This is a genomic window from Actinorectispora metalli, from assembly GCF_056323685.1.
Genome location: NZ_JBREYE010000001.1, coordinates 3,947,839 through 3,964,299, shown reverse-complemented (window position 1 = coordinate 3,964,299; position 16,461 = coordinate 3,947,839). Strand labels below are relative to the sequence as shown.

At 73.0% G+C, this 16,461-nt stretch carries 17 protein-coding genes and 1 riboswitch; of the genes, 3 read left to right on the top strand and 14 right to left on the bottom strand.

Annotation, left to right across the window (positions count from 1 at the left end; all coding sequences use genetic code 11):
* Window positions 1-104: 104 nt before the first annotated feature.
* Complete coding sequence (cobA, locus tag ACU6XJ_RS18695; protein WP_476313057.1) at window positions 105-1,319, bottom strand: uroporphyrinogen-III C-methyltransferase; 1,215 nt, start codon at window positions 1,317-1,319, stop codon at window positions 105-107.
* 234 nt (window positions 1,320-1,553) lie between these two features.
* Here cobA and ACU6XJ_RS18690 point away from each other — a divergent pair, with 234 nt between their 5' ends.
* A complete protein-coding gene (locus ACU6XJ_RS18690) occupies window positions 1,554-1,688 on the top strand; it encodes a hypothetical protein (protein ID WP_476314119.1) in 135 nt (44 codons plus the stop codon).
* Here ACU6XJ_RS18690 and ACU6XJ_RS18685 read toward each other — a convergent pair.
* The 10 genes from ACU6XJ_RS18685 to ACU6XJ_RS18640 form a co-directional block, all read right to left on the bottom strand.
* Window positions 1,679-1,903, bottom strand: coding sequence for a DUF362 domain-containing protein (locus tag ACU6XJ_RS18685; RefSeq protein WP_476313054.1), 225 nt, complete (start codon window positions 1,901-1,903; stop codon window positions 1,679-1,681). The genes ACU6XJ_RS18690 and ACU6XJ_RS18685 overlap by 10 nt on opposite strands.
* On the bottom strand, window positions 1,900-2,316 hold the full coding sequence (locus tag ACU6XJ_RS18680; RefSeq protein WP_476313051.1) for a cobalamin biosynthesis protein: 417 nt from the start codon (window positions 2,314-2,316) through the stop codon (window positions 1,900-1,902). The genes ACU6XJ_RS18685 and ACU6XJ_RS18680 overlap by 4 nt, the downstream gene beginning before the upstream one ends.
* Window positions 2,309-3,502, bottom strand: a complete 1,194-nt coding sequence (locus tag ACU6XJ_RS18675) for a bifunctional cobalt-precorrin-7 (C(5))-methyltransferase/cobalt-precorrin-6B (C(15))-methyltransferase (protein ID WP_476313048.1) — start codon at window positions 3,500-3,502, stop codon at window positions 2,309-2,311. Before ACU6XJ_RS18675 ends, ACU6XJ_RS18680 begins: the two co-directional genes overlap by 8 nt.
* Window positions 3,499-5,193 (bottom strand): cobalt-precorrin-4/precorrin-4 C(11)-methyltransferase, encoded by a 1,695-nt coding sequence (locus tag ACU6XJ_RS18670; RefSeq protein ID WP_476313045.1) that lies wholly within the window; start codon window positions 5,191-5,193, stop codon window positions 3,499-3,501. The genes ACU6XJ_RS18675 and ACU6XJ_RS18670 overlap by 4 nt, the downstream gene beginning before the upstream one ends.
* Complete coding sequence (cobI, locus tag ACU6XJ_RS18665; RefSeq protein WP_476313042.1) at window positions 5,190-5,927, bottom strand: precorrin-2 C(20)-methyltransferase; 738 nt, start codon at window positions 5,925-5,927, stop codon at window positions 5,190-5,192. The genes ACU6XJ_RS18670 and cobI overlap by 4 nt, the downstream gene beginning before the upstream one ends.
* Window positions 5,924-7,264: a cobyrinate a,c-diamide synthase gene (locus ACU6XJ_RS18660; RefSeq protein ID WP_476313039.1), complete on the bottom strand. Its 1,341-nt coding sequence runs from the start codon at window positions 7,262-7,264 to the stop codon at window positions 5,924-5,926. The genes cobI and ACU6XJ_RS18660 overlap by 4 nt, the downstream gene beginning before the upstream one ends.
* Before the next feature lie 62 nt (window positions 7,265-7,326).
* Window positions 7,327-7,941 carry a cob(I)yrinic acid a,c-diamide adenosyltransferase gene (cobO, locus tag ACU6XJ_RS18655; protein ID WP_476313036.1) on the bottom strand — a complete coding sequence of 205 codons (615 nt, stop codon included), beginning with the start codon at window positions 7,939-7,941 and terminating at the stop codon, window positions 7,327-7,329.
* A gap of 12 nt (window positions 7,942-7,953) precedes the next feature.
* Complete coding sequence (locus tag ACU6XJ_RS18650) at window positions 7,954-9,975, bottom strand: putative cobaltochelatase (RefSeq protein WP_476313034.1); 2,022 nt, start codon at window positions 9,973-9,975, stop codon at window positions 7,954-7,956.
* Window positions 9,976-10,032: 57 nt separating this feature from the next.
* Window positions 10,033-10,158: riboswitch (cobalamin riboswitch) on the bottom strand.
* A gap of 57 nt (window positions 10,159-10,215) precedes the next feature.
* Window positions 10,216-10,977 (bottom strand): S1 family peptidase, encoded by a 762-nt coding sequence (locus tag ACU6XJ_RS18645; RefSeq protein WP_476313031.1) that lies wholly within the window; start codon window positions 10,975-10,977, stop codon window positions 10,216-10,218.
* A gap of 138 nt (window positions 10,978-11,115) precedes the next feature.
* On the bottom strand, window positions 11,116-12,351 hold the full coding sequence (locus ACU6XJ_RS18640) for a cytochrome P450 (RefSeq protein WP_476313028.1): 1,236 nt from the start codon (window positions 12,349-12,351) through the stop codon (window positions 11,116-11,118).
* 39 nt (window positions 12,352-12,390) lie between these two features.
* Between ACU6XJ_RS18640 and ACU6XJ_RS18635 the strand changes: the two genes are divergently transcribed.
* On the top strand, window positions 12,391-13,551 hold the full coding sequence (locus tag ACU6XJ_RS18635) for an 8-amino-7-oxononanoate synthase (RefSeq protein ID WP_476313026.1): 1,161 nt from the start codon (window positions 12,391-12,393) through the stop codon (window positions 13,549-13,551).
* Between the two features lie 197 nt (window positions 13,552-13,748).
* On the opposite strand, the gene ACU6XJ_RS18630 is transcribed toward ACU6XJ_RS18635, so the two are convergent.
* A complete protein-coding gene (locus ACU6XJ_RS18630; protein ID WP_476313023.1) occupies window positions 13,749-14,207 on the bottom strand; it encodes a GNAT family N-acetyltransferase in 459 nt (152 codons plus the stop codon).
* 169 nt (window positions 14,208-14,376) lie between these two features.
* On the opposite strand from ACU6XJ_RS18630, the gene ACU6XJ_RS18625 reads away from it, so the two are divergent.
* Entirely contained in the window at window positions 14,377-15,000 is a 624-nt protein-coding gene (locus tag ACU6XJ_RS18625; protein WP_476313022.1) for a LysE family translocator, read from the top strand.
* 45 nt (window positions 15,001-15,045) lie between these two features.
* Here ACU6XJ_RS18625 and ACU6XJ_RS18620 read toward each other — a convergent pair whose 3' ends face one another.
* Window positions 15,046-15,444: a serine protease gene (locus ACU6XJ_RS18620; RefSeq protein WP_476313019.1), complete on the bottom strand. Its 399-nt coding sequence runs from the start codon at window positions 15,442-15,444 to the stop codon at window positions 15,046-15,048.
* Between the two features lie 118 nt (window positions 15,445-15,562).
* On the bottom strand, window positions 15,563-16,354 hold the full coding sequence (locus ACU6XJ_RS18615; RefSeq protein WP_476313016.1) for a S1 family peptidase: 792 nt from the start codon (window positions 16,352-16,354) through the stop codon (window positions 15,563-15,565).
* Window positions 16,355-16,461 lie beyond the last annotated feature (107 nt).

The window sequence follows — 16,461 nt, the reverse complement described above, 5'->3', positions numbered from 1 at the left end:
TGCCCCAGGCGAATGTTCGCCTGGGGCACCGCGTCATTTCGGGGTTGTCCAGCAGCCGCCGAGGGCCTAGGGGCCGTCCAGGCGGACGCCCAGCCGCCAGGAGCCTAGGGGGCGTCCAGGTGGGCGCCCAGCGCCGTGACCGGGCCGATGACGATGATCGCCGGTGGGCGGATCGCGTGCGCGGCGACGGCGGCGGCGACCTCGGACAGGGTGCTGCGGAGTACGCGCTGGCCCGCCATGGTGCCCTCCTGGATGACCGCGACCGAGGTGTCGGGGGCACGACCACCCGCCAGCAGGACGTCGGCGAAGGCGGCGATGCGCTCCACCGCCATCAGCAGCACCAGGGTGCCGCGCAGCCGGGCCAGGGCGGGCCAGTCGACCAAGGAGCGCTCGTCGTCGGGGGCAACGTGGCCGGACACGATGGTCACCTCATGCGCCACGCCTCGGTGTGTGACGGGTACCCCGGCGATGGCCGGGACGGCGATGGCGCTGGTGACGCCGGGCACCACGGTGACGGGGACGCCCGCGTCGGCGCAGGCCAGCAGCTCTTCGAAGCCGCGGCCGAAGACATAGGGGTCGCCGCCCTTGAGGCGCACCACGAACTTGCCCGCCTTGACGGCGTCGATCAGCGTGGAGTTGATGACCTCCTGGCTGGCGGCCCGGCCGTAGGGGATCTTGGCGGCGTCCACCACCTCGACGTGCGGGGCGAGTTCCTCCAGCAGTTCGCGCGGCGCGAGGCGGTCGGTGACGACGACGTCCGCGCGGGCCAGCAGGCGCCTGCCGCGGACGGTGATCAGGTCCGGGTCGCCGGGGCCACCGCCGACCAGTGCCACGCCAGGAACGACCGGAGCTTGGGCGTCGGCCAGTTCGCCGGAACGCAGACCTTCCACGATGGAGTCGCGGACCGCGGCGGAGCGGCGGGGCAGGCCGCCGGAGAGCACGCCGATGAGCAGGCCGTCGTGTTCGGCGACGGCGGGTGTGACGGCGGTGCCCATGGTGCCCGCGTCGGAACGAACGCAGAACACGCGTCCGCGTTCGGCTTCCGCTGCGACGGCGGCGTTGACGGCGGGAACGTTGGTGCAGGTGATCACGTACCAGGCGTCGTCGAGATCGCCGTCGGCGTAGGGGCGGCGCAGCCATTGCACCTCGCCCGCGTCGGCCATGGCCTCAACGGCCGGGGTCGCCTCGGGGGCGATGACCCGCACCACGGCGCCCGCGGCCACCAGTCTCGGCAGCCTCCGCTGCGCGATGGTGCCCGCACCGACGACCACGACCTGCCGTCCGGTCAGGTTCAGCCCCGCCAAGTAGTGACGCTCCACCCACACTCCTCTCTCCGTTCCCCACAGCATGCCTGTCCGGGCTGGCCGGGTGGAATACGCCCAAGGTCACATAACCGAGTGCTTCGGGCTGTTCGGCCCGTTTGACTGGGCGTGGCCCTACCGTAACCAAGACGTGATCAGTAGCGGCCGAACGGATGATCACAGACGCCACGGAGCGTGGCTAATATGGGTGTCGACCCGGCAACCGGGTCACATTACCTGGGGGAAACAACGATGATCCGCACGATCACTAACGCGCTGTTGTCACTTGCGCTGGGCGCCGGTCTGGTTCTCGCCGGTGCGGGGACCGCCGCGGCCGTGCCGCCGCCGGTTCCGGTGCCGCCGGACTGCTCGCTCTGTCACACCTGATTCACCGGCGGTCCGGGGAGCCCGAAATCACCGGACCCCAGACGCATCTCGATGGCGTCCGCGGGACAGATCTCCACACACTCCCCGCACGAGGTGCAGGCCCCGGCGACCACCACAGGCCGCCGGGGCCCAGGGCGCAGTGCCCGTTCCGGACAGGTCAGCAGGCAGCCGCCGCAGGCAGTACAGGCCTCGGTGAAGCGCAGCGGCTCGATCATCCCAGCGCCGCGACGGCCGCGGTCACGTTGTCGCCCTTGAGCTTGGGCACCACCAGCCGGGCGGGTACCCCGGCCAGCACGGCGGCCGCCCGCAACGCCGCGGCCTCGGCGACACTGGCCGTTCCCACCTTGGACAGCACCAGCTCGCTCGGGTTCGGGACCTCCACCTCGGCCAGGTCCTCGGCCGGGTAGGACAGCAGCCACAGTCGCCGGACACAGCCCCGCCGCCACTGGCGGATGCCGTCGAGCAGACCGGGCTCGGTGGCCTTCACATCGATGGTGGCGAAGGCCGCGACCCGTTCGACCATCACCCCGATGCGCCGCAGGATGGCCAACACCGCATCGGCCCGCACCCCGGTCGAGGCACCAAGTCCGACGACAACCCGATCACGAGACGTCAGGGGCTCACTCATCGTCGGCGCCCGCGGTGGCCCAGAGGAGCAGAACCGGGTCGGTGGCGGCCAGCCTGCTGGTGCCGTCGGGGAGGTCGGTGAGCCGGGCGGCGGAGAGGTGCACGCCGTCGACCGTGTAGCGGGCGGAGACCAGGGAGTCCTTGATGCGGCCGTAGTACTCCAGGCTGCGCAGGGCCAGCACGATGCGGGCCGCACCGGCCCGCGAGCAGTAGGAGACCACCTCGGGCCCGCCGCCCGCGATGAAGATCGCGTCCGGGCGCGGGAGCCTGCGCAGAGCGACCGGGGCGGAGCCTTCGACCACGTTGCATTCCACGCCGTAGGCGGTGGCGTTAGCGGTGATCCGCACGCATTGGACGGGGTCCTGCTCGATGGCCACCACGGCGGCGCCGAGCCGGGCGCAGTCCACGGCGATGGCTCCGGGCCCGGCGCCGACGTCCCACACCATGGTGCCGGGGCGTGGGGCGAGTCGGGCCAGGATCAGGGCGCGGGCCTCGGCGGAGAGCAGGTCGCCGTTGCGGTGGGCGAAGCCCGCGTCGGGCAGCGCCCAACCCGCGGCGGGCGGCAGCGGCTCGCCGCCCGCGAGCCAGCCGCGGGCGGGGATTTCCTCGGGGTCGGCCAGGCAGATGACCAGGTTCGGCTCGCGCCACCATTTGGCGGCGGCCTCGCCGGGAGTGACGAAGCTGATGCGTTCCCGACGCCCGCCGAGGTCCTCGGCGACGATCAGAGTGCGGTCCCAACCCGCCAGCCCGGAGCCGAGTTCGGCCGGTCCGGCGCCGTGGGCGGTGAGCACGGCCACCGCCCGGCGGGCGCGGCACAGGTTGAGGGCGCGGCGCAGCGCGCCGTCGGCGGTGCCGCATACCGCCAGGTCGTCCCAGGACCGGCCCAGCTTGGCCAGCAGCCGCTGCAGGTCGGTCGGTGTCGGGAGCACGGCGGGCCGCAGCCCGGCGGCGCGAAGACCGCGCAGCAGGCCGAAGAAGCCGGGGTCGCCGGTGCTCAGCACGACCGCGTCGCCGGGGTGCTCGCGCAGCGCGGGGATCAGGCCGTCGCCGAGTTCCACCTGCTTCGCGCCGTCCGCGGCGTGCCGGGCCAGCGCGACCGCGTCGCCCGCGACCAGCGAGGCCCCGGCCAGCAGACTGTCGGCGCCCGCGGGGAGCCGGTCGCCGTCACAGCCGATCAGGGTGATCATGCGGTTTTGGACGGCCGCTTCTTGCGGCGGTTGGCGTTGTTCTGGCCGCCGCGGTTGGCGGCCTGACCGGCGGGCGGGTTCTTGCGGGCCGGTTCCTTGTCACCCTCGGGTGCCTGCGCGCTGACCTGGGCGCCCTTGGCCGGGGTCTTGATCTCCGCGGCGGCGGCCCGCGGCTTGGCCGCGGCATTCTTGGCGGCGGTCTTCGGCGAGGCCTTGCGCTGCTGACCGGCCCCGGCGGGCTTCCGCTGCGCCTGGCCTCCCGCGTTCGCACCGGGCTTGGCCTGCGGGGACTCGGTGCCCGCCGTGGGCTTCGCCTGCGGCGAGGCCGTCGCGGATTTCAGTGCCGCGGCGCCGTCCGCCGCGTTGGAGCCTGTTTCGCGCGATTTCGCCTGTGCCGCGTCTTGGGCGCCAGTGGCGGAACCGGCGGATTTCGCCTGTGCCGCGCGGGGGGAGTTCGCGGCTTTCGCCTGCCCGCCGGTTGCGGAGTCCGTGGATGGCGTCTGCTCCGAACCCTGCCCGCCCCGGGCGGAGCCCGTTGTCTTCGTCCGCCCATCGCGGGCGGAACCCTCGGACTTCGCCCGCCCATCGCGGGTGGAATCCTCGAGCTTCGTGTGCCCGTCACTAGTGGCACCCGCGGACTTCGTGACGCCCTGGGTGTCGGCCGGTGCTTCGCCATCGGCATCGGCGGCCGGGGCCTTGCCTACCGTCGCCTTGACGGGCTCGGCCGGGCGCGCCGCGGCGGTGGCGGCCGTTGCGTCCGCCGTCGACTTGGCGGCCAGCCGGGCATGCGCGGCGATCTTCGCGGGCGCCGACACCGACACCGTGCGCCCGGTCTTGGCCGCCGCCGACACCGCGGCGGGCGCCGGGCTCTCGGGGGCGGACTCGTCGGTGGGGGTGCCGTTCAGGCTCGCGGCGCGAGCTTTGCGGGCGGCGGCCACCGCCCAGCGGCTGGGCCGGGTGCGGGCCAGCGGCGGCGGCGTGCCGCGGCGGGCGCGGGGGCCGCTGGCCCGCAGCGCCTCGCCGATGAGGAACACCGCGTTGCGCCACAGCTTGTGCTGCTTCACCACCGCGGCCAACTCGTCGAGGGTGGTCTCCACCAGCACCTCGTCCGGCAGGCTGATCTTGTACCCGACCACCACCGGGGTGTCGCCCGCGTAGCCGCCGGACTTGAGCTCCTCGGCCAGCAGCGCGGCGCGGGCGGCCGGCAGTTCGATGCTCAGCGTGCCGCCGCGGCCCGCGAGGTCGCGCAGCGAGTCCTCGCCGCCTTCCAGCTTGGCCAGCAGCACGCTCTGCTCGCCCTCGGCGGGCGTGAGCTCACGGCCGAGGCCCGCGGCGGCGGCGATCATGGGCGACACGCCGGGGACGATCTCGGCCTCGACGCCCAGCCGGGTGCAGAAGTCGTGGTGAGCCCGCACATTGCCCCACAGCGTGGGGTCGCCGGTGAAGACCACCGAAAGATTGATCTTGTCGCGGGCCGCTCTGCGGTAGATTTCCAGGGTGGCATCGTTGCCGAGCCGAGAGGAGTCGATCACCTCGGCGTCGGGTCGTGCGTTCTCCCGGACGCAGTCCGGCGCGAGCGGGTTCGCGGTGCACACCACGACGTCGGCTTCCGCGATCCTGCGCGCGGCCCTGACGGTGATGAGGTCGGCGGCCCCCGGCCCGGCGCCTACGAAGGACACCCGCGCGGTCACAGCTGCTCCCCTCTCCCGCCCCGCGGCGGAAGAACGACAACGGTGGACATGTAGGGGGCACCACCGCTAGTGTCCACAGTGGACAACGGCACGATGCGCGCTGCCGGGGTTCCGATGTTCTCGGCGTACACCGATCGTTCCAGCGCCCCGGCGGCCGCGATCACGTCCCGTAGCTGATCGAGGCGGCGCCCGCCCTTGTAGGCAACGACCGTACCGCCTGCCCGTAACGCCTCCTCCAGCGCGGTCACGTTCCGCGTCACCGGCACCACGATCAGCGGTTCCGCGCCCTCCACCAGCGCCACCGACGCCGAGCAGGCTGCCGCCTGCATCGCTGTGATGCCGGGGGTCATCGCGATCTCCACCTCCGCCAGCAGCGCCCGCACCCCGGCGACGAGGTAGCCGAAGGTGGAGTAGACGCTCGGATCGCCCAATGTGGCGAACACCGCCGTGCCGCCCTGCGCGGCGAGGTGGTCGGCGACCCGCGCGGCCGCGGCGTCCCACTGTTGGTGGCGGCGCCGTTGGGAGCCCTCCACCGGGTCGGCCAGCGCGAACAGCAGCCGCTCGATCCGGTCGTCGGGCACGTGCGCGCGGACCACCGCCTCGGCCCTGCCCTGTTCGGACAGGTCCGCGACGGGCACGAACACGCGGCCCGCGGACTGAAGCTCACGCAGCGCGGCCAGGGTCAGCAACTCCGGATCGCCTGGGCCGACGCCGAGCCCGAGAAGTCTGCTCATGCCGCACACCGTGCCACGAACCGCGCCACCGCCCGCGGCGCCCCTGCCGGGTGAGTGTGCAGATAGGACGCGTGCACCCCGCCGTGCACGAAGCCCTCGGTGACGGCGCGGCCTTCCCCGTCCCGCCAGTGCCAGGCAGGGGTGGCGCCGTGCGGCGGGTCGATGACGGTGCGGTGGAACTCGTGGCCGCTGATCCGCTCCCCCGCCGCGTACAGCGCGGAGTCGGCGGCGGCGGCGCCGTCGCGGTAGCCGAGGGTCAGCCGCGGCGACATGCGCGCGTCCGCGGGCAGCACCCCGCACATCTCCACGCCGTCGAGGCTGCGGGCGAGGTAGAGCAGACCGCCGCATTCGGCGTGCACCGGGCCTCCTGCCTGTGCGAATGCCTTCACCGCGCGGCGCAGCTCCGCATTGGCCGACAGCGCATCGGCGTGTTGTTCGGGGAACCCGCCGGGCAGCACCAGCCCGCGGATGCCCGCCGGCAGCTCCGTGTCCCGCAGCGGGTCGAGCACCGCGACCCGCGCGCCCGCGGCGCGCAGTAGCTCGACGCCCTCGGCGTAGCCGAAGGTGAACGCGGGTCCGCCCGCCACCGCGACCAGCGGCGCACCGTCCACAGCGGACACCTGCGGCGACCACGGCTCGGTGTCTAGGGACGGTGCCGTGGACGCGAGGGCGCGGACGGCGTCGAGGTCGACGGACTTGGCCACGATGGCCGCCATCGCCTCCACGGCGTCCACGGCGGCGGCACCGTGTTCGGCGGCGGTGACCAGGCCGAGGTGGCGGGAGGGAACGTCCAGTGTGGACTCCCGGGGCAGGGTGCCGAGCACCTCGAGGCCGACCTGCGCGCAGGCGGCGGTGAGCACCTGCTCATGGCGGGCGGAGCCGACGCGATTGAGGATCACGCCGCCGAGCCGGATGCCGGGGTCGTAGCCGCGGAAGCCGTGCAGCACCGCGGCGAGGCTGTCGCCCTGTCCGCGGGCGTCCACCACGAACGCCACAGGCGCACCGATGAGTTTCGCGACGTGCGCGGTGGAGCCGAAGCCGCCGGTGCCGTGCCGCCCGTCGAACAGCCCCATCACGCCCTCGACGACGGCGAGGTCGGCGTCTCGGGCGCCGTGCGCGAACAGCGGCGCGACGGTCGCCTCACCGACGAGGACAGGGTCGAGGTTGCGGCCGGGGCGGCCGGTGGCCAGCGCGTGGTAGCCGGGGTCGATGTAGTCGGGGCCGACCTTGAAGCCTGCGACCGCCGAGCCCTGGGCGCGCAGGGCGGCCATCAGTCCGGTCGCGACAGTGGTCTTGCCGCTGCCTGAAGCAGCCGCGCCGACCACCAGTCGAGGCATGGGGTGAATGCGGTATTCGCTCGGTACAACGGCGCGAGTGTCGCGTTCACTCGGTTCCGGAGTCACCACTCGATGCCTCGCTGGCCCTTCTGACCCGCGTCCATCGGGTGCTTGACCTTCGTGGTCTCCATGACCAGGTCGGCGGCGTCGACCAGTGCCTTCGGGGCGTCGCGGCCGGTGATCACGACGTGTTGGTGGCCCGGGCGGTCGCGCAGCACCGAGACGACCTCGTCGACGTCCACCCAGCCCCACTTCATGGGGTAGGTGAACTCGTCGAGGACGTACATGCCGTGGGTCTGCGCGGCGAGCCTTCGGGTGATCTCCCGCCAGCCTTCGACGGCCGCGGCGGCGTGGTCGTCCTCGGTGCCCTGCTTGCGGGTCCAGGACCAGCCCTCGCCCATCTTGTGCCACTCCACCGGGCCGCCCTGGCCGGTGTCGGCGTGCACCTGACCGAGCGCGCGGAACGCGGCCTCCTCGCCCACCTTCCACTTGGCGGACTTGACGAACTGGAACACCCCGATCGACCAGCCCTGGTTCCAGCCGCGCAGGGCGAGACCGAACGCGGCGGTGGACTTGCCCTTCATCTCGCCGGTGTGCACCACCAGCAGCGGCCGGTTGCGCCGCTGCCGCGTGGTCAGCCCGTCCGCGGGCACCTGTTCAGGCTGCCCCTGTGGCATGTTGGTTCCCTTCTACGCGGCACGACTGGCGTGCACGACCGCGGTCATGTGGTCGGCGGACAGCTCCTCCAGCCGCAGGCTCGGTGCGCCGAGCACATCGGCGACCTGCGGGGCGAGGCCGAGACGGACCGGACCGTTCTCGCAGTCCACCACCACCGCCGAGACACCGTCGGCGGCGAGTTGGGCGGCGGCGCGCAGGGCGTCGGTGACGGCGTCGCCGCCTGCGGAGGCGGCGACCGTGGCGCGGCCGTCGGTGACGAGCACCAGCAGCGGGCGGCGGCGGGGGTCGCGGACGCGTTCGACGGCGAGCAGCCTGCGGGCCCGCAGCAGGCCGTCGGCCAGCGGGGTGCGGCCCCCGGTGGACAGCCTGCGCAGCCGGGCGACCGCGGCGTCCACCGAGGACGTCGGCGGCAGCACGACCTCGGCCTCGGTGCGGCGGAAGGTGATCAGGCCGACCTTGTCGCGGCGCTGGTAGGCGTCGCGGAGCAGGGAGAGCACCGCGCCGGACACCGCGGACATGCGCTGCCGGGCGGCCATCGAGCCGGAGGCGTCCACCAGGAACAGCACCAGGTTGCCCTCGCGGCCTTCGCGCACCGCCAGCCGGATGTCCTCGCCGCGCACCAGCAGACCAGGGCCGCTGCGGCCGCGGGCGGACTGGTGGGGGGCGGCGGCGGTGAGCATGCCGACCAGGTGCAGGCCGTGGCCGTCTCGCGTGGCGGACCGCACGGTGCGGCCGTAGCGGGACCGCGAGCGGGACCGCCGCCCCGGGGCGCCCTCGCCGATGCCGGGCACCTGGAGCAGGCGGGCTTTGAAGGCGGGCGCGGGTGCCGCGGGCGGCTTGGTCGACTGGCCGCCCTGGGTGCGGTCCGAGCCGTTGCGCTGACCGTCCTGTGTGGAGTCCGGCCGCTCGCCACCCTCCGGGCCGGTTTCGGGCCGCTCGCCCCCGCCGTCCGGCGGGGAGTCGGGGCCGTCGCCTTCGGGCGGGCCTTCCCCGTCGGGCGGTTCGGGGTCTTCGCCGTCGGCTTCTTCGGCGGCCTGTTGCATGGCCTGTTGAAGCTGGTCCTCGGAGATGCCGGGTTCGTCGAAGGGGTCGCGGCGGCGGCGGTGCGGCAGCGCGAGCCGCGCCGCGACCTCCACATCGGACTCCGCGACCTCGGCCGCGCCGCGCCAGGCGGCGTGGGCGACGGCGGTGCGGGCCACCACCAGGTCGGCGCGCATGCCATCGACCTCGAAGGCGGCGCACAACGCGGCGATCCGGCGCAGTTCGGCGTCCGGCAGCGACACCCCGCCCAGTGCGGTGCGGGCGGCGACGATCCGGTCGGCCAGCGCGGCGTCGGCGTCGATCCAGCGGGCGGCGAAACCCGCGGGGTCGGCCTCGTAGGCGAGCCTGCGGCGGATCACCTCGGCGCGGGTGTCCACATCGCGGGCGGCGGCGACGTGCACGGTGAGGCCGAAGCGGTCCAGAAGCTGCGGCCGAAGCTCGCCTTCCTCCGGGTTCATGGTGCCCACCAGCAGGAACGACGCGGCGTGCGACACCGAGACGCCTTCCCGCTCGACGTGGGCGCGGCCCATCGCGGCGGCGTCGAGCAGCAGGTCGACCAGGTGGTCGTGCAGCAGGTTGACCTCGTCCACGTACAGCACGCCGCGGTGCGCGGCGGCCAACAGCCCTGGTTGGTAGGCCCGCACACCTTCGGTGAGCGCTCGTTCCAGGTCGAGGGAGCCGATCAGCCGGTCCTCGGTGGCACCGACCGGCAGCTCGACCAGCCGCGCGGGCCGCCGGGCGCCGGGTCCGGTGTGCGGCGCGTCCGGGCAGCCGGGGTCGGGAGTGCCGGGCGCGCAGGCGAAACGGCAGGACTCGACAACGTCGACGGCGGGCAGCAGCGCGGCCAGCGCACGGACCACGGTCGACTTGGCGGTGCCTTTCTCGCCGCGCACCAACACCCCGCCGATTCCGGGGTGCACGGCGTTGAGCAGCAACGCCAACCGCAGGTCGTCGTGGCCGACGACGGCGGAAAACGGGAAACGGGCCGTCATCGGCGGCCACCGCAAGCGGTCATGCCCCACGTTCCTTTCTCAGGTGTCCACGCCCGATCAAAGGGAGTCGCGTGGGGCGGAGTTCCTGGCTCCCGGGTGCCGGTCACAGTTGCGGGACAGCGCCGGATTCGCACCGGCTTCCTCCCACTCCCACGCGAGGGTTCCCTCGCATCGTCGCAGACACCCCCGTCCGCTGTCTCCCCAGGGAGACGGTGCCGACTCCCTGGGGAGAGCCCGGGACTAGCCCAGTTGAGCGGTCAGGTCCGCGTGGTAGGCGGCGACCCGGTTGTACACGCCGGGCTTGCCCGCGCGGGCGCAGCCGGTGCCGTGGGAGGTGATCCCGATGAGCTTGCCGCCCGCGGTCATCGGGCCGCCGGAGTCACCGCCGCAGGTGTCCACCCCGCCCTGCGGCAGGCCCGCGCAGGTGTGCAGCGCGGGCTTATAGGTGGCGTAGGCCTTGCCGCAGTCGGCGTCGGACCACACCGGCACGGTCGCCCGGAGCAGGAACTGGGAGGACGCGCCGCCCTCCGCGGTCAGCCCCCAGCCGAGCACGGTGGCGGACACGCCGGGCGCGTAGAGCCCGGCGTCACCGGGTCCTGCCAGCGGCAGGGTCCGGTAGGGCAGCGACGTGCCCAGGGTTAGCACCGCGACGTCGTAGCCCGCGGTAAGCGAGACGTACTGCGGATGCACCCACTTCGCCGTGACATCGGCGACCACGCCGTCGGTGCCGAGTTCGTCGTCGCGGCCCGCGACCACGCGCACCGCGTTCGGCTCGCGTTTGGCGACGCAGTGCGCGGCGGTGACGACCTTGCGCGGCGTGACCAGGGTGCCGCCGCAGAACTGGTGGTTCGCCGTGTTCAGCAGGTACACGGCGTAGGGGAACTGGCTGGTACTGGCGCGCTCACCGCCGACGATGTAGTCCCCACCCTGGGCGGGTGCCGCCAAGAGCAGGCAGAACAACGCGGCCAGCGCGCTGCTCCAACTTGATCTGTGCCCTCGCATTGTTTCTCCGATTCCGCCCCGACCGGACCACTTGGGAGGCGGGGAACGGACGGGGCACCTGTGGTGGACACAGCCAACGTCGCGTTCAGGCCTGCTACAACCGCCGTCCGCCGACGGCGTTTCGGCTGGTTGACGGCCTCAGAACAGGCGCGCGGGGACGCTGAGCGGAGCACGGAAGGAGAGCAGACCGAGCATCGGCGGTTGGTCCTCTGTGGCCGGTCGCAGGTCGGGCAGCGCCCGCGCGACCTCGTCCAGCACCACCGTCGCCTCGGTCCTGGCCAGTTCCGCTCCGACGCAGAAGTGCCTGCCGTAGCCGAACGCCAGGTGCCTGCGCCCGTCCGGCCGGGCCGGGCAGAACTGTTCGGGCGAGTCGTGCACAGCCGGATCGGAGCCCGCGCCCGCGAGCATCAGCAGCACGTGGGCGCCCGCGGGCAGCGGAACGCCACCGAGCACCACCGCTTCGGTGGCGACCCGCCGCCAGGTGATCACCGGCGGTTCGCGGCGCAGCACCTCCTCGACGCAGGCCTCGGCGAACCCGCGCTCGCCCGCCGCCAGCCGCGCCCAGTCCTGCCTGCGGGCCAGCATCCGGTGCAGGACGGTGCACAACAGCTGGGTGGTGGTCTCCTGCCCCGCGATGAGCAGGAAGTAGCAGACGCCGACGGCGTACTTCACGCCCAGCGGCTTCCCGTCCACCCGGTAGCGGGCAAGCGCGCTGAACAGGCCGGTTCCGGCCGGGTCGGCGCCGCGGATGCGGTCGGCCAGCCAACGGTGGAACTCGCCCGCGGCGACGGCGAGTTCAAGTTGGCGCCCAGGGTCGGGTCGGCCCCAGAACAGCTCCAGCGACGCGACGCTCCACGCCTTGAGCGCGCTGAGATCGACGTCGTCGATGCCGAGCAGTTCCAACACCACGCGGGCGGGCAGTTCGCGGGCGATGACGGGGGCGAGGTCGACGGCGCGCCCCGCCCGCAGGTCCGGCTCGGCCCGCCGCAGCGCCTGGGTCGTCAACTCGCGGATGCGCGGCACCGCGGCGTCGATGCGGGCGCGGGTGAAGTAGGACTGCACGAGCCTGCGCAGGCCGCCGTGGGTGGGGGTGCCGTTGTTGGCGAGGGTGGGCGGGAGCGCGAAGCCCGCCTTGGCCAGCACGCGGAGCACAGGCGGCGGCAGCGGTGTGATCGCGGTCAACGCGTTGTCCGGGGCGAACCGCGCGGGGTCGGTCAGCACCGCGCGGATGTCGTCGTGCCTGCTCACCAGCCACAGCCCGGTGGCGGGGTGGTGGCAGACGGGACGCTGCTCGCGCAACTCGGCCAGCACGGGGTGCGGGTCGGCCACGAAGTCGTCACCGAAGAGGTCAGGCGTCGTCGCTGGCTGTCGCACGAGGCAAGACCGTAACCCCGGGATGTCAGACTGCCTCCCGTGAGTTCGGGCACTGAGGACGTTTTCGGCTGGCTGGATGTGCGCTCGGCGGCGCGGGAGCGCGCCGGGCTGCGGCGCGCGCTGCGGCCGAGGCCCGCCGCCGACACCCGGCTTGACCTGGCCGGGAACGATTACCTCGGCCTGAGCAGGCACCCTGCGGTGACCGAGGCGGCGGCCGAGGCGGCGCGGGTGTGGGGTGCGGGGTCCACCGGGTCGCGGCTGGTCACCGGCTCCACCGAGCTTCATGCCGCACTCGAGTCCGAGCTAGCGGAGTTCTGCGGTGCGGAGGCCGCGCTGGTGTTCTCCTCCGGTTACGCGGCCAACCTCGCGGCGATCTCCGCGCTGTCCGGTCCCGGCACCGTGATCGTGGCGGACGCGGTCAACCACGCCTCGCTGATCGACGGCTGCCGGTTGAGCCGCGGGTCGGTGCAGGTCGTCGAGCACCGCAAGGTCGACGCGGTGCGCACCGCGCTGGCCGAGCGGGACCGCAAACGCGCGCTGGTGGTGTCCGACTCGGTGTTCTCCGTCGACGGCGACCTCGCGCCGCTGGCCGACCTCGCCGCGGCCTGCCGGGACCACGGGGCCGCGTTGGTCGTCGACGACGCGCACGGGCTCGGGGTGGTCGGCGACGGCGGGCGCGGCGCGGTGGCCGCGGCCGGGTTGGCGGGAGCGCCGGATGTGGTGGTCACCATGACGCTGTCCAAGTCGCTGGGCAGCCAGGGCGGCGCGGTGGTCGGCCCGCGCCGGGTGATCGAGCACCTCATCGACACCGCGCGCACCTTCATCTTCGACACCGGGCTGGCGCCCGCCTGCGCGGCCGGTGCGCTGGCCGCGCTGCGGCTGCTGCGCGCCGAACCCGAACGCGCCCATCGCTGCCGCGCGGTTGCCCGCGAACTGGCCGACCGGCTGCGCGCCGCGGGCCTGCCCAGCAGCGACCCGGCAGCGGCGGTCGTCTCGGTGCTCGCACCGTCACCGGAGGAGGCGGTGGCCTGGGCGGCAGCGTGCCGCGCCGAGGGCGTGCAGGTCGGCTGCTTCCGGCCGCCGTCGGTGCCCGATCGCTTCTCCCGCCTGCGGCTGACCGCCCGCGCCGACCTCACGGCCGCTGACCTCGACCGCGCGGTGGACGTGATCACCAGTACCGCACCGGCGGCGTTGCGTTAGAACGCGACCCGCACCCACGACGTCGGCAGGACCCTCCGGCACGTGAGGTGCAGGAGGGCCCATGCCCGCGACAGTCGGGTGACGCCACGGCCGCGGTGTCACCCGCGCATTCCCATGCCCACCGTGCCGCTGGACCGCGCTCAGTGCGGCGAATCGCGACGTGCGGACACCGTCGCTTCGGGTCGCGGCCTCGGTGGTCAGTGGCGGCGCATGGGGACGTGCGGGACACCGCCGTCGTCGAACTCCTCACCACTCCGCGCGAAGCCGAAGCGGGCGTAAAAGTCCTGTAGATGGACCTGCGAGTCCAGGACACAGGGAGCGTGGCCGACCTCGGCGAGCGCGGCCTCCATCAACTGGCGGGACAGCCCGTGGCCGCGGTAGCCGGTCGCCGTGCACACGCGGCCGATGCGGAACTCGCCAGCGGCGTTCTCCAGCAGGCGCAGGGTCGCGAGCACCGGCACCGATCCCGTGCGGTCCTCGAACCAGAAATGCCTTGTGCCGGCAGCCAGATCGTGGCCGTCCAGTTCGGAGTAGCAGCTGCGCTGCTCGACGACGAAGACGTCCACCCGCAGGCGGAGCAGGTCGTACAGCCGGGCCGGGCTGAGGTCGGCGGCCCAGGCTCGGTGCAGGGTGGCGGGCAGGCGCGCGGCGGTCATCGGGTAGGCCTATCACATCTGCGAGCAAGACTCACGTTGAACGTGAGCCAGCCCGCCCCGACTGGCATTCTCAGGAAAATCTACGTTAAGATCCCATCAATGCAGTGATTCTTCCTGTCATTGACCTGCTTGACCTTGTTTTCGATGGAGGTGTCTCCCGATGTCGTGGATGTCCATTGATGTGGCCGTGCTGCCCGGTTTTCTGCTGGCCTGCGTGATCTTCGTGCTCACGCCGGGAGTGGACGCCTTCCTGCTGCTGCGTACCTCGCTGCGGGCGGGCGTCGGCTCCGGGTTGGCCGCGCTCGCCGGGATCCACCTGGCCAGTGCGGTCCAGGTGGGCGCGGTGGTGTCCGGGCTCGGCCTGGTGCTGGCCGCCCATCCGTCGGCGCTGGTGGTGCTGCGCTGGCTGGGCGCGGCCTACCTGTGCTACCTGTCCGTCTCGATCGTGCGAGGACTGCTGCGCGGCCAAGCCCCGACGGAGGCCGCGGTGGCGGGGGTGAGCGGGCTGGCGGCGTTTCGCCGCGGGTTCCTGTGCAACATCACCAACCCGAAGATGATCCTGTTCTGCCTGGCGTTCCTGCCGCAGTTCCTCGGCTCCGCCGCGGACCCGACGCTCCAACTGGCGCTGCTGGCGACGCTGTTCCTGGCGCTGGCCGCGGTCTGGGAGCTCGCGATCGTGATGGCGGCGTCCGCGCTGGCCGACCGGCTGCGCAAGCCGAGCGTGCACCGCACGCTGGACGCGGTGTGCGCGGTCGCGTTCCTCGGCATCTCCATCGGCCTGGTGGTGGGGTGAGCGATCGTGCGGCAGGCCGGACGGGCCTGCCGCACGCCGCGGCGATCAGCCGATCTGCTGCTTGATCAGGTCGTGGTAGGTCGACACCCGGACATAGACGCCCGGCTGGTTGGGCGCGGCGCACACGCCGCCCCAGGACACGGTGCCGATCAGCTTGCCGCCCGCCACCAGCGGTCCGCCGGAGTCGCCGTTGCACGAGTCCTTGCCGCCCTGCGGCAGGCCCGCGCACACCATCCCGGTCCGGGTGTACCCAGGGCTGCCCGGATAGGCCTGCGAACAGGTGGCGTCGGAAGTCACGGGCACATCCACCTTCATCAGGTAGCGCGAGACCGGACCGCCGTCCCTGGTGTAGCCCCAACCCAGCACGGTCGAGTTCGTGCCCTCCTGGTACAGGTTCGAATCGGCGTTTTCGGACTCGCAGGGGAACGCCGTTGCGCCTGCCAAAAAGCGGACCGGACCGCCATCGCACCACCGTCCTTTGACGGGCGGCGATTTCAATTCCTGCGAACAAGAAAACCGGCGTGGAATCGCGTTCCACGCCGGTTTCCACAGGTGTCGACAATCAGCCGATCTGGGCCTTCACATCGTTGTAGTACGTGGCCAGTCGGGTGTAGACGCCGTACTTGTTGGGACGGGCGCAGCCGTCACCCCAGGACACGACGCCGATCAGCTTGCCGCCCGCCAGCAGCGGACCGCCGGAGTCGCCCTGGCAGGAGTCCTTGCCGCCTGCCTTCAGGCCTGCGCAGACCATGGCGCTCTTGACGTACCGGCTGCCGTAGGCGCTGGAGCAGTCGGCGTCGGTGGTGATCGGCACGTCCACCTTGAGCAGGTAGCGCGAGGCCGAGCCGCCCTCAGAGGTGCGGCCCCAGCCCAGCGTCGTGGTGTTGGTGCCGGGTGCGTACAGCGCGGTGTCCGACGGGGTGGCCAGCGGCGCGGGGGTCTGGGAGACCGAGCTGGACAGCGTCAGCACCGCGACGTCATAGCCGCTGGTCACGCTGCGGTAGCTGGGGTGCACCCAGATCCGGCTGACGCCCACCGACTGGCCCGCCGAGCTCTGCTTGTCCTCGCGGCCCGCGACCACGCGGACGCTGGAGGGGCTGGAGCCGGACACGCAGTGTGCCGCGGTGACGACCTTGGTCGCGCTGGCCAGGGTGCCGCCGCAGAACTGGCTGCCGGACGAGCTGGTCAGCATGACCGTGAACGGGTAGTCCGCGATGCTCGCCCGGGTACCGCCCACGATGTAGGCCCCGGGGTCCTCCGCGGCACCGGCCACCGACACGGCGGCCATCGGCGCGACAGCGGCGACGGCCAAGGCCGCACCGAACGCACGCAGGCGGCGCAGGGTTTCCGCCATTGTTCTCTCCTTCCACACATCTCCGACCCGACCGGCCGGAAGCCCTCATCGGTCGTCAGTCGGCTCGTGGCGCATCGCCCATGGCTGGTGGGCGTGGGCACGCCGGC

Coding starts and splice junctions, on each gene's coding strand:
- ACU6XJ_RS18645 (WP_476313031.1), bottom strand. CDS start 10,977: ATGCGAGGGCACAGATCAAGTTGGAGCAGCGCGCTGGCCGCGTTGTTC.
- ACU6XJ_RS18680 (WP_476313051.1), bottom strand. CDS start 2,316: ATGAGTGAGCCCCTGACGTCTCGTGATCGGGTTGTCGTCGGACTTGGT.
- ACU6XJ_RS18630 (WP_476313023.1), bottom strand. CDS start 14,207: ATGACCGCCGCGCGCCTGCCCGCCACCCTGCACCGAGCCTGGGCCGCC.
- ACU6XJ_RS18675 (WP_476313048.1), bottom strand. CDS start 3,502: ATGATCACCCTGATCGGCTGTGACGGCGACCGGCTCCCCGCGGGCGCC.
- cobO (WP_476313036.1), bottom strand. CDS start 7,941: ATGCCACAGGGGCAGCCTGAACAGGTGCCCGCGGACGGGCTGACCACG.
- ACU6XJ_RS18690 (WP_476314119.1), top strand. CDS start 1,554: ATGATCCGCACGATCACTAACGCGCTGTTGTCACTTGCGCTGGGCGCC.
- ACU6XJ_RS18650 (WP_476313034.1), bottom strand. CDS start 9,975: ATGACGGCCCGTTTCCCGTTTTCCGCCGTCGTCGGCCACGACGACCTG.
- ACU6XJ_RS18660 (WP_476313039.1), bottom strand. CDS start 7,264: ATGCCTCGACTGGTGGTCGGCGCGGCTGCTTCAGGCAGCGGCAAGACC.
- ACU6XJ_RS18685 (WP_476313054.1), bottom strand. CDS start 1,903: ATGATCGAGCCGCTGCGCTTCACCGAGGCCTGTACTGCCTGCGGCGGC.
- ACU6XJ_RS18625 (WP_476313022.1), top strand. CDS start 14,377: ATGTCCATTGATGTGGCCGTGCTGCCCGGTTTTCTGCTGGCCTGCGTG.
- ACU6XJ_RS18615 (WP_476313016.1), bottom strand. CDS start 16,354: ATGGCGGAAACCCTGCGCCGCCTGCGTGCGTTCGGTGCGGCCTTGGCC.
- cobI (WP_476313042.1), bottom strand. CDS start 5,927: ATGAGCAGACTTCTCGGGCTCGGCGTCGGCCCAGGCGATCCGGAGTTG.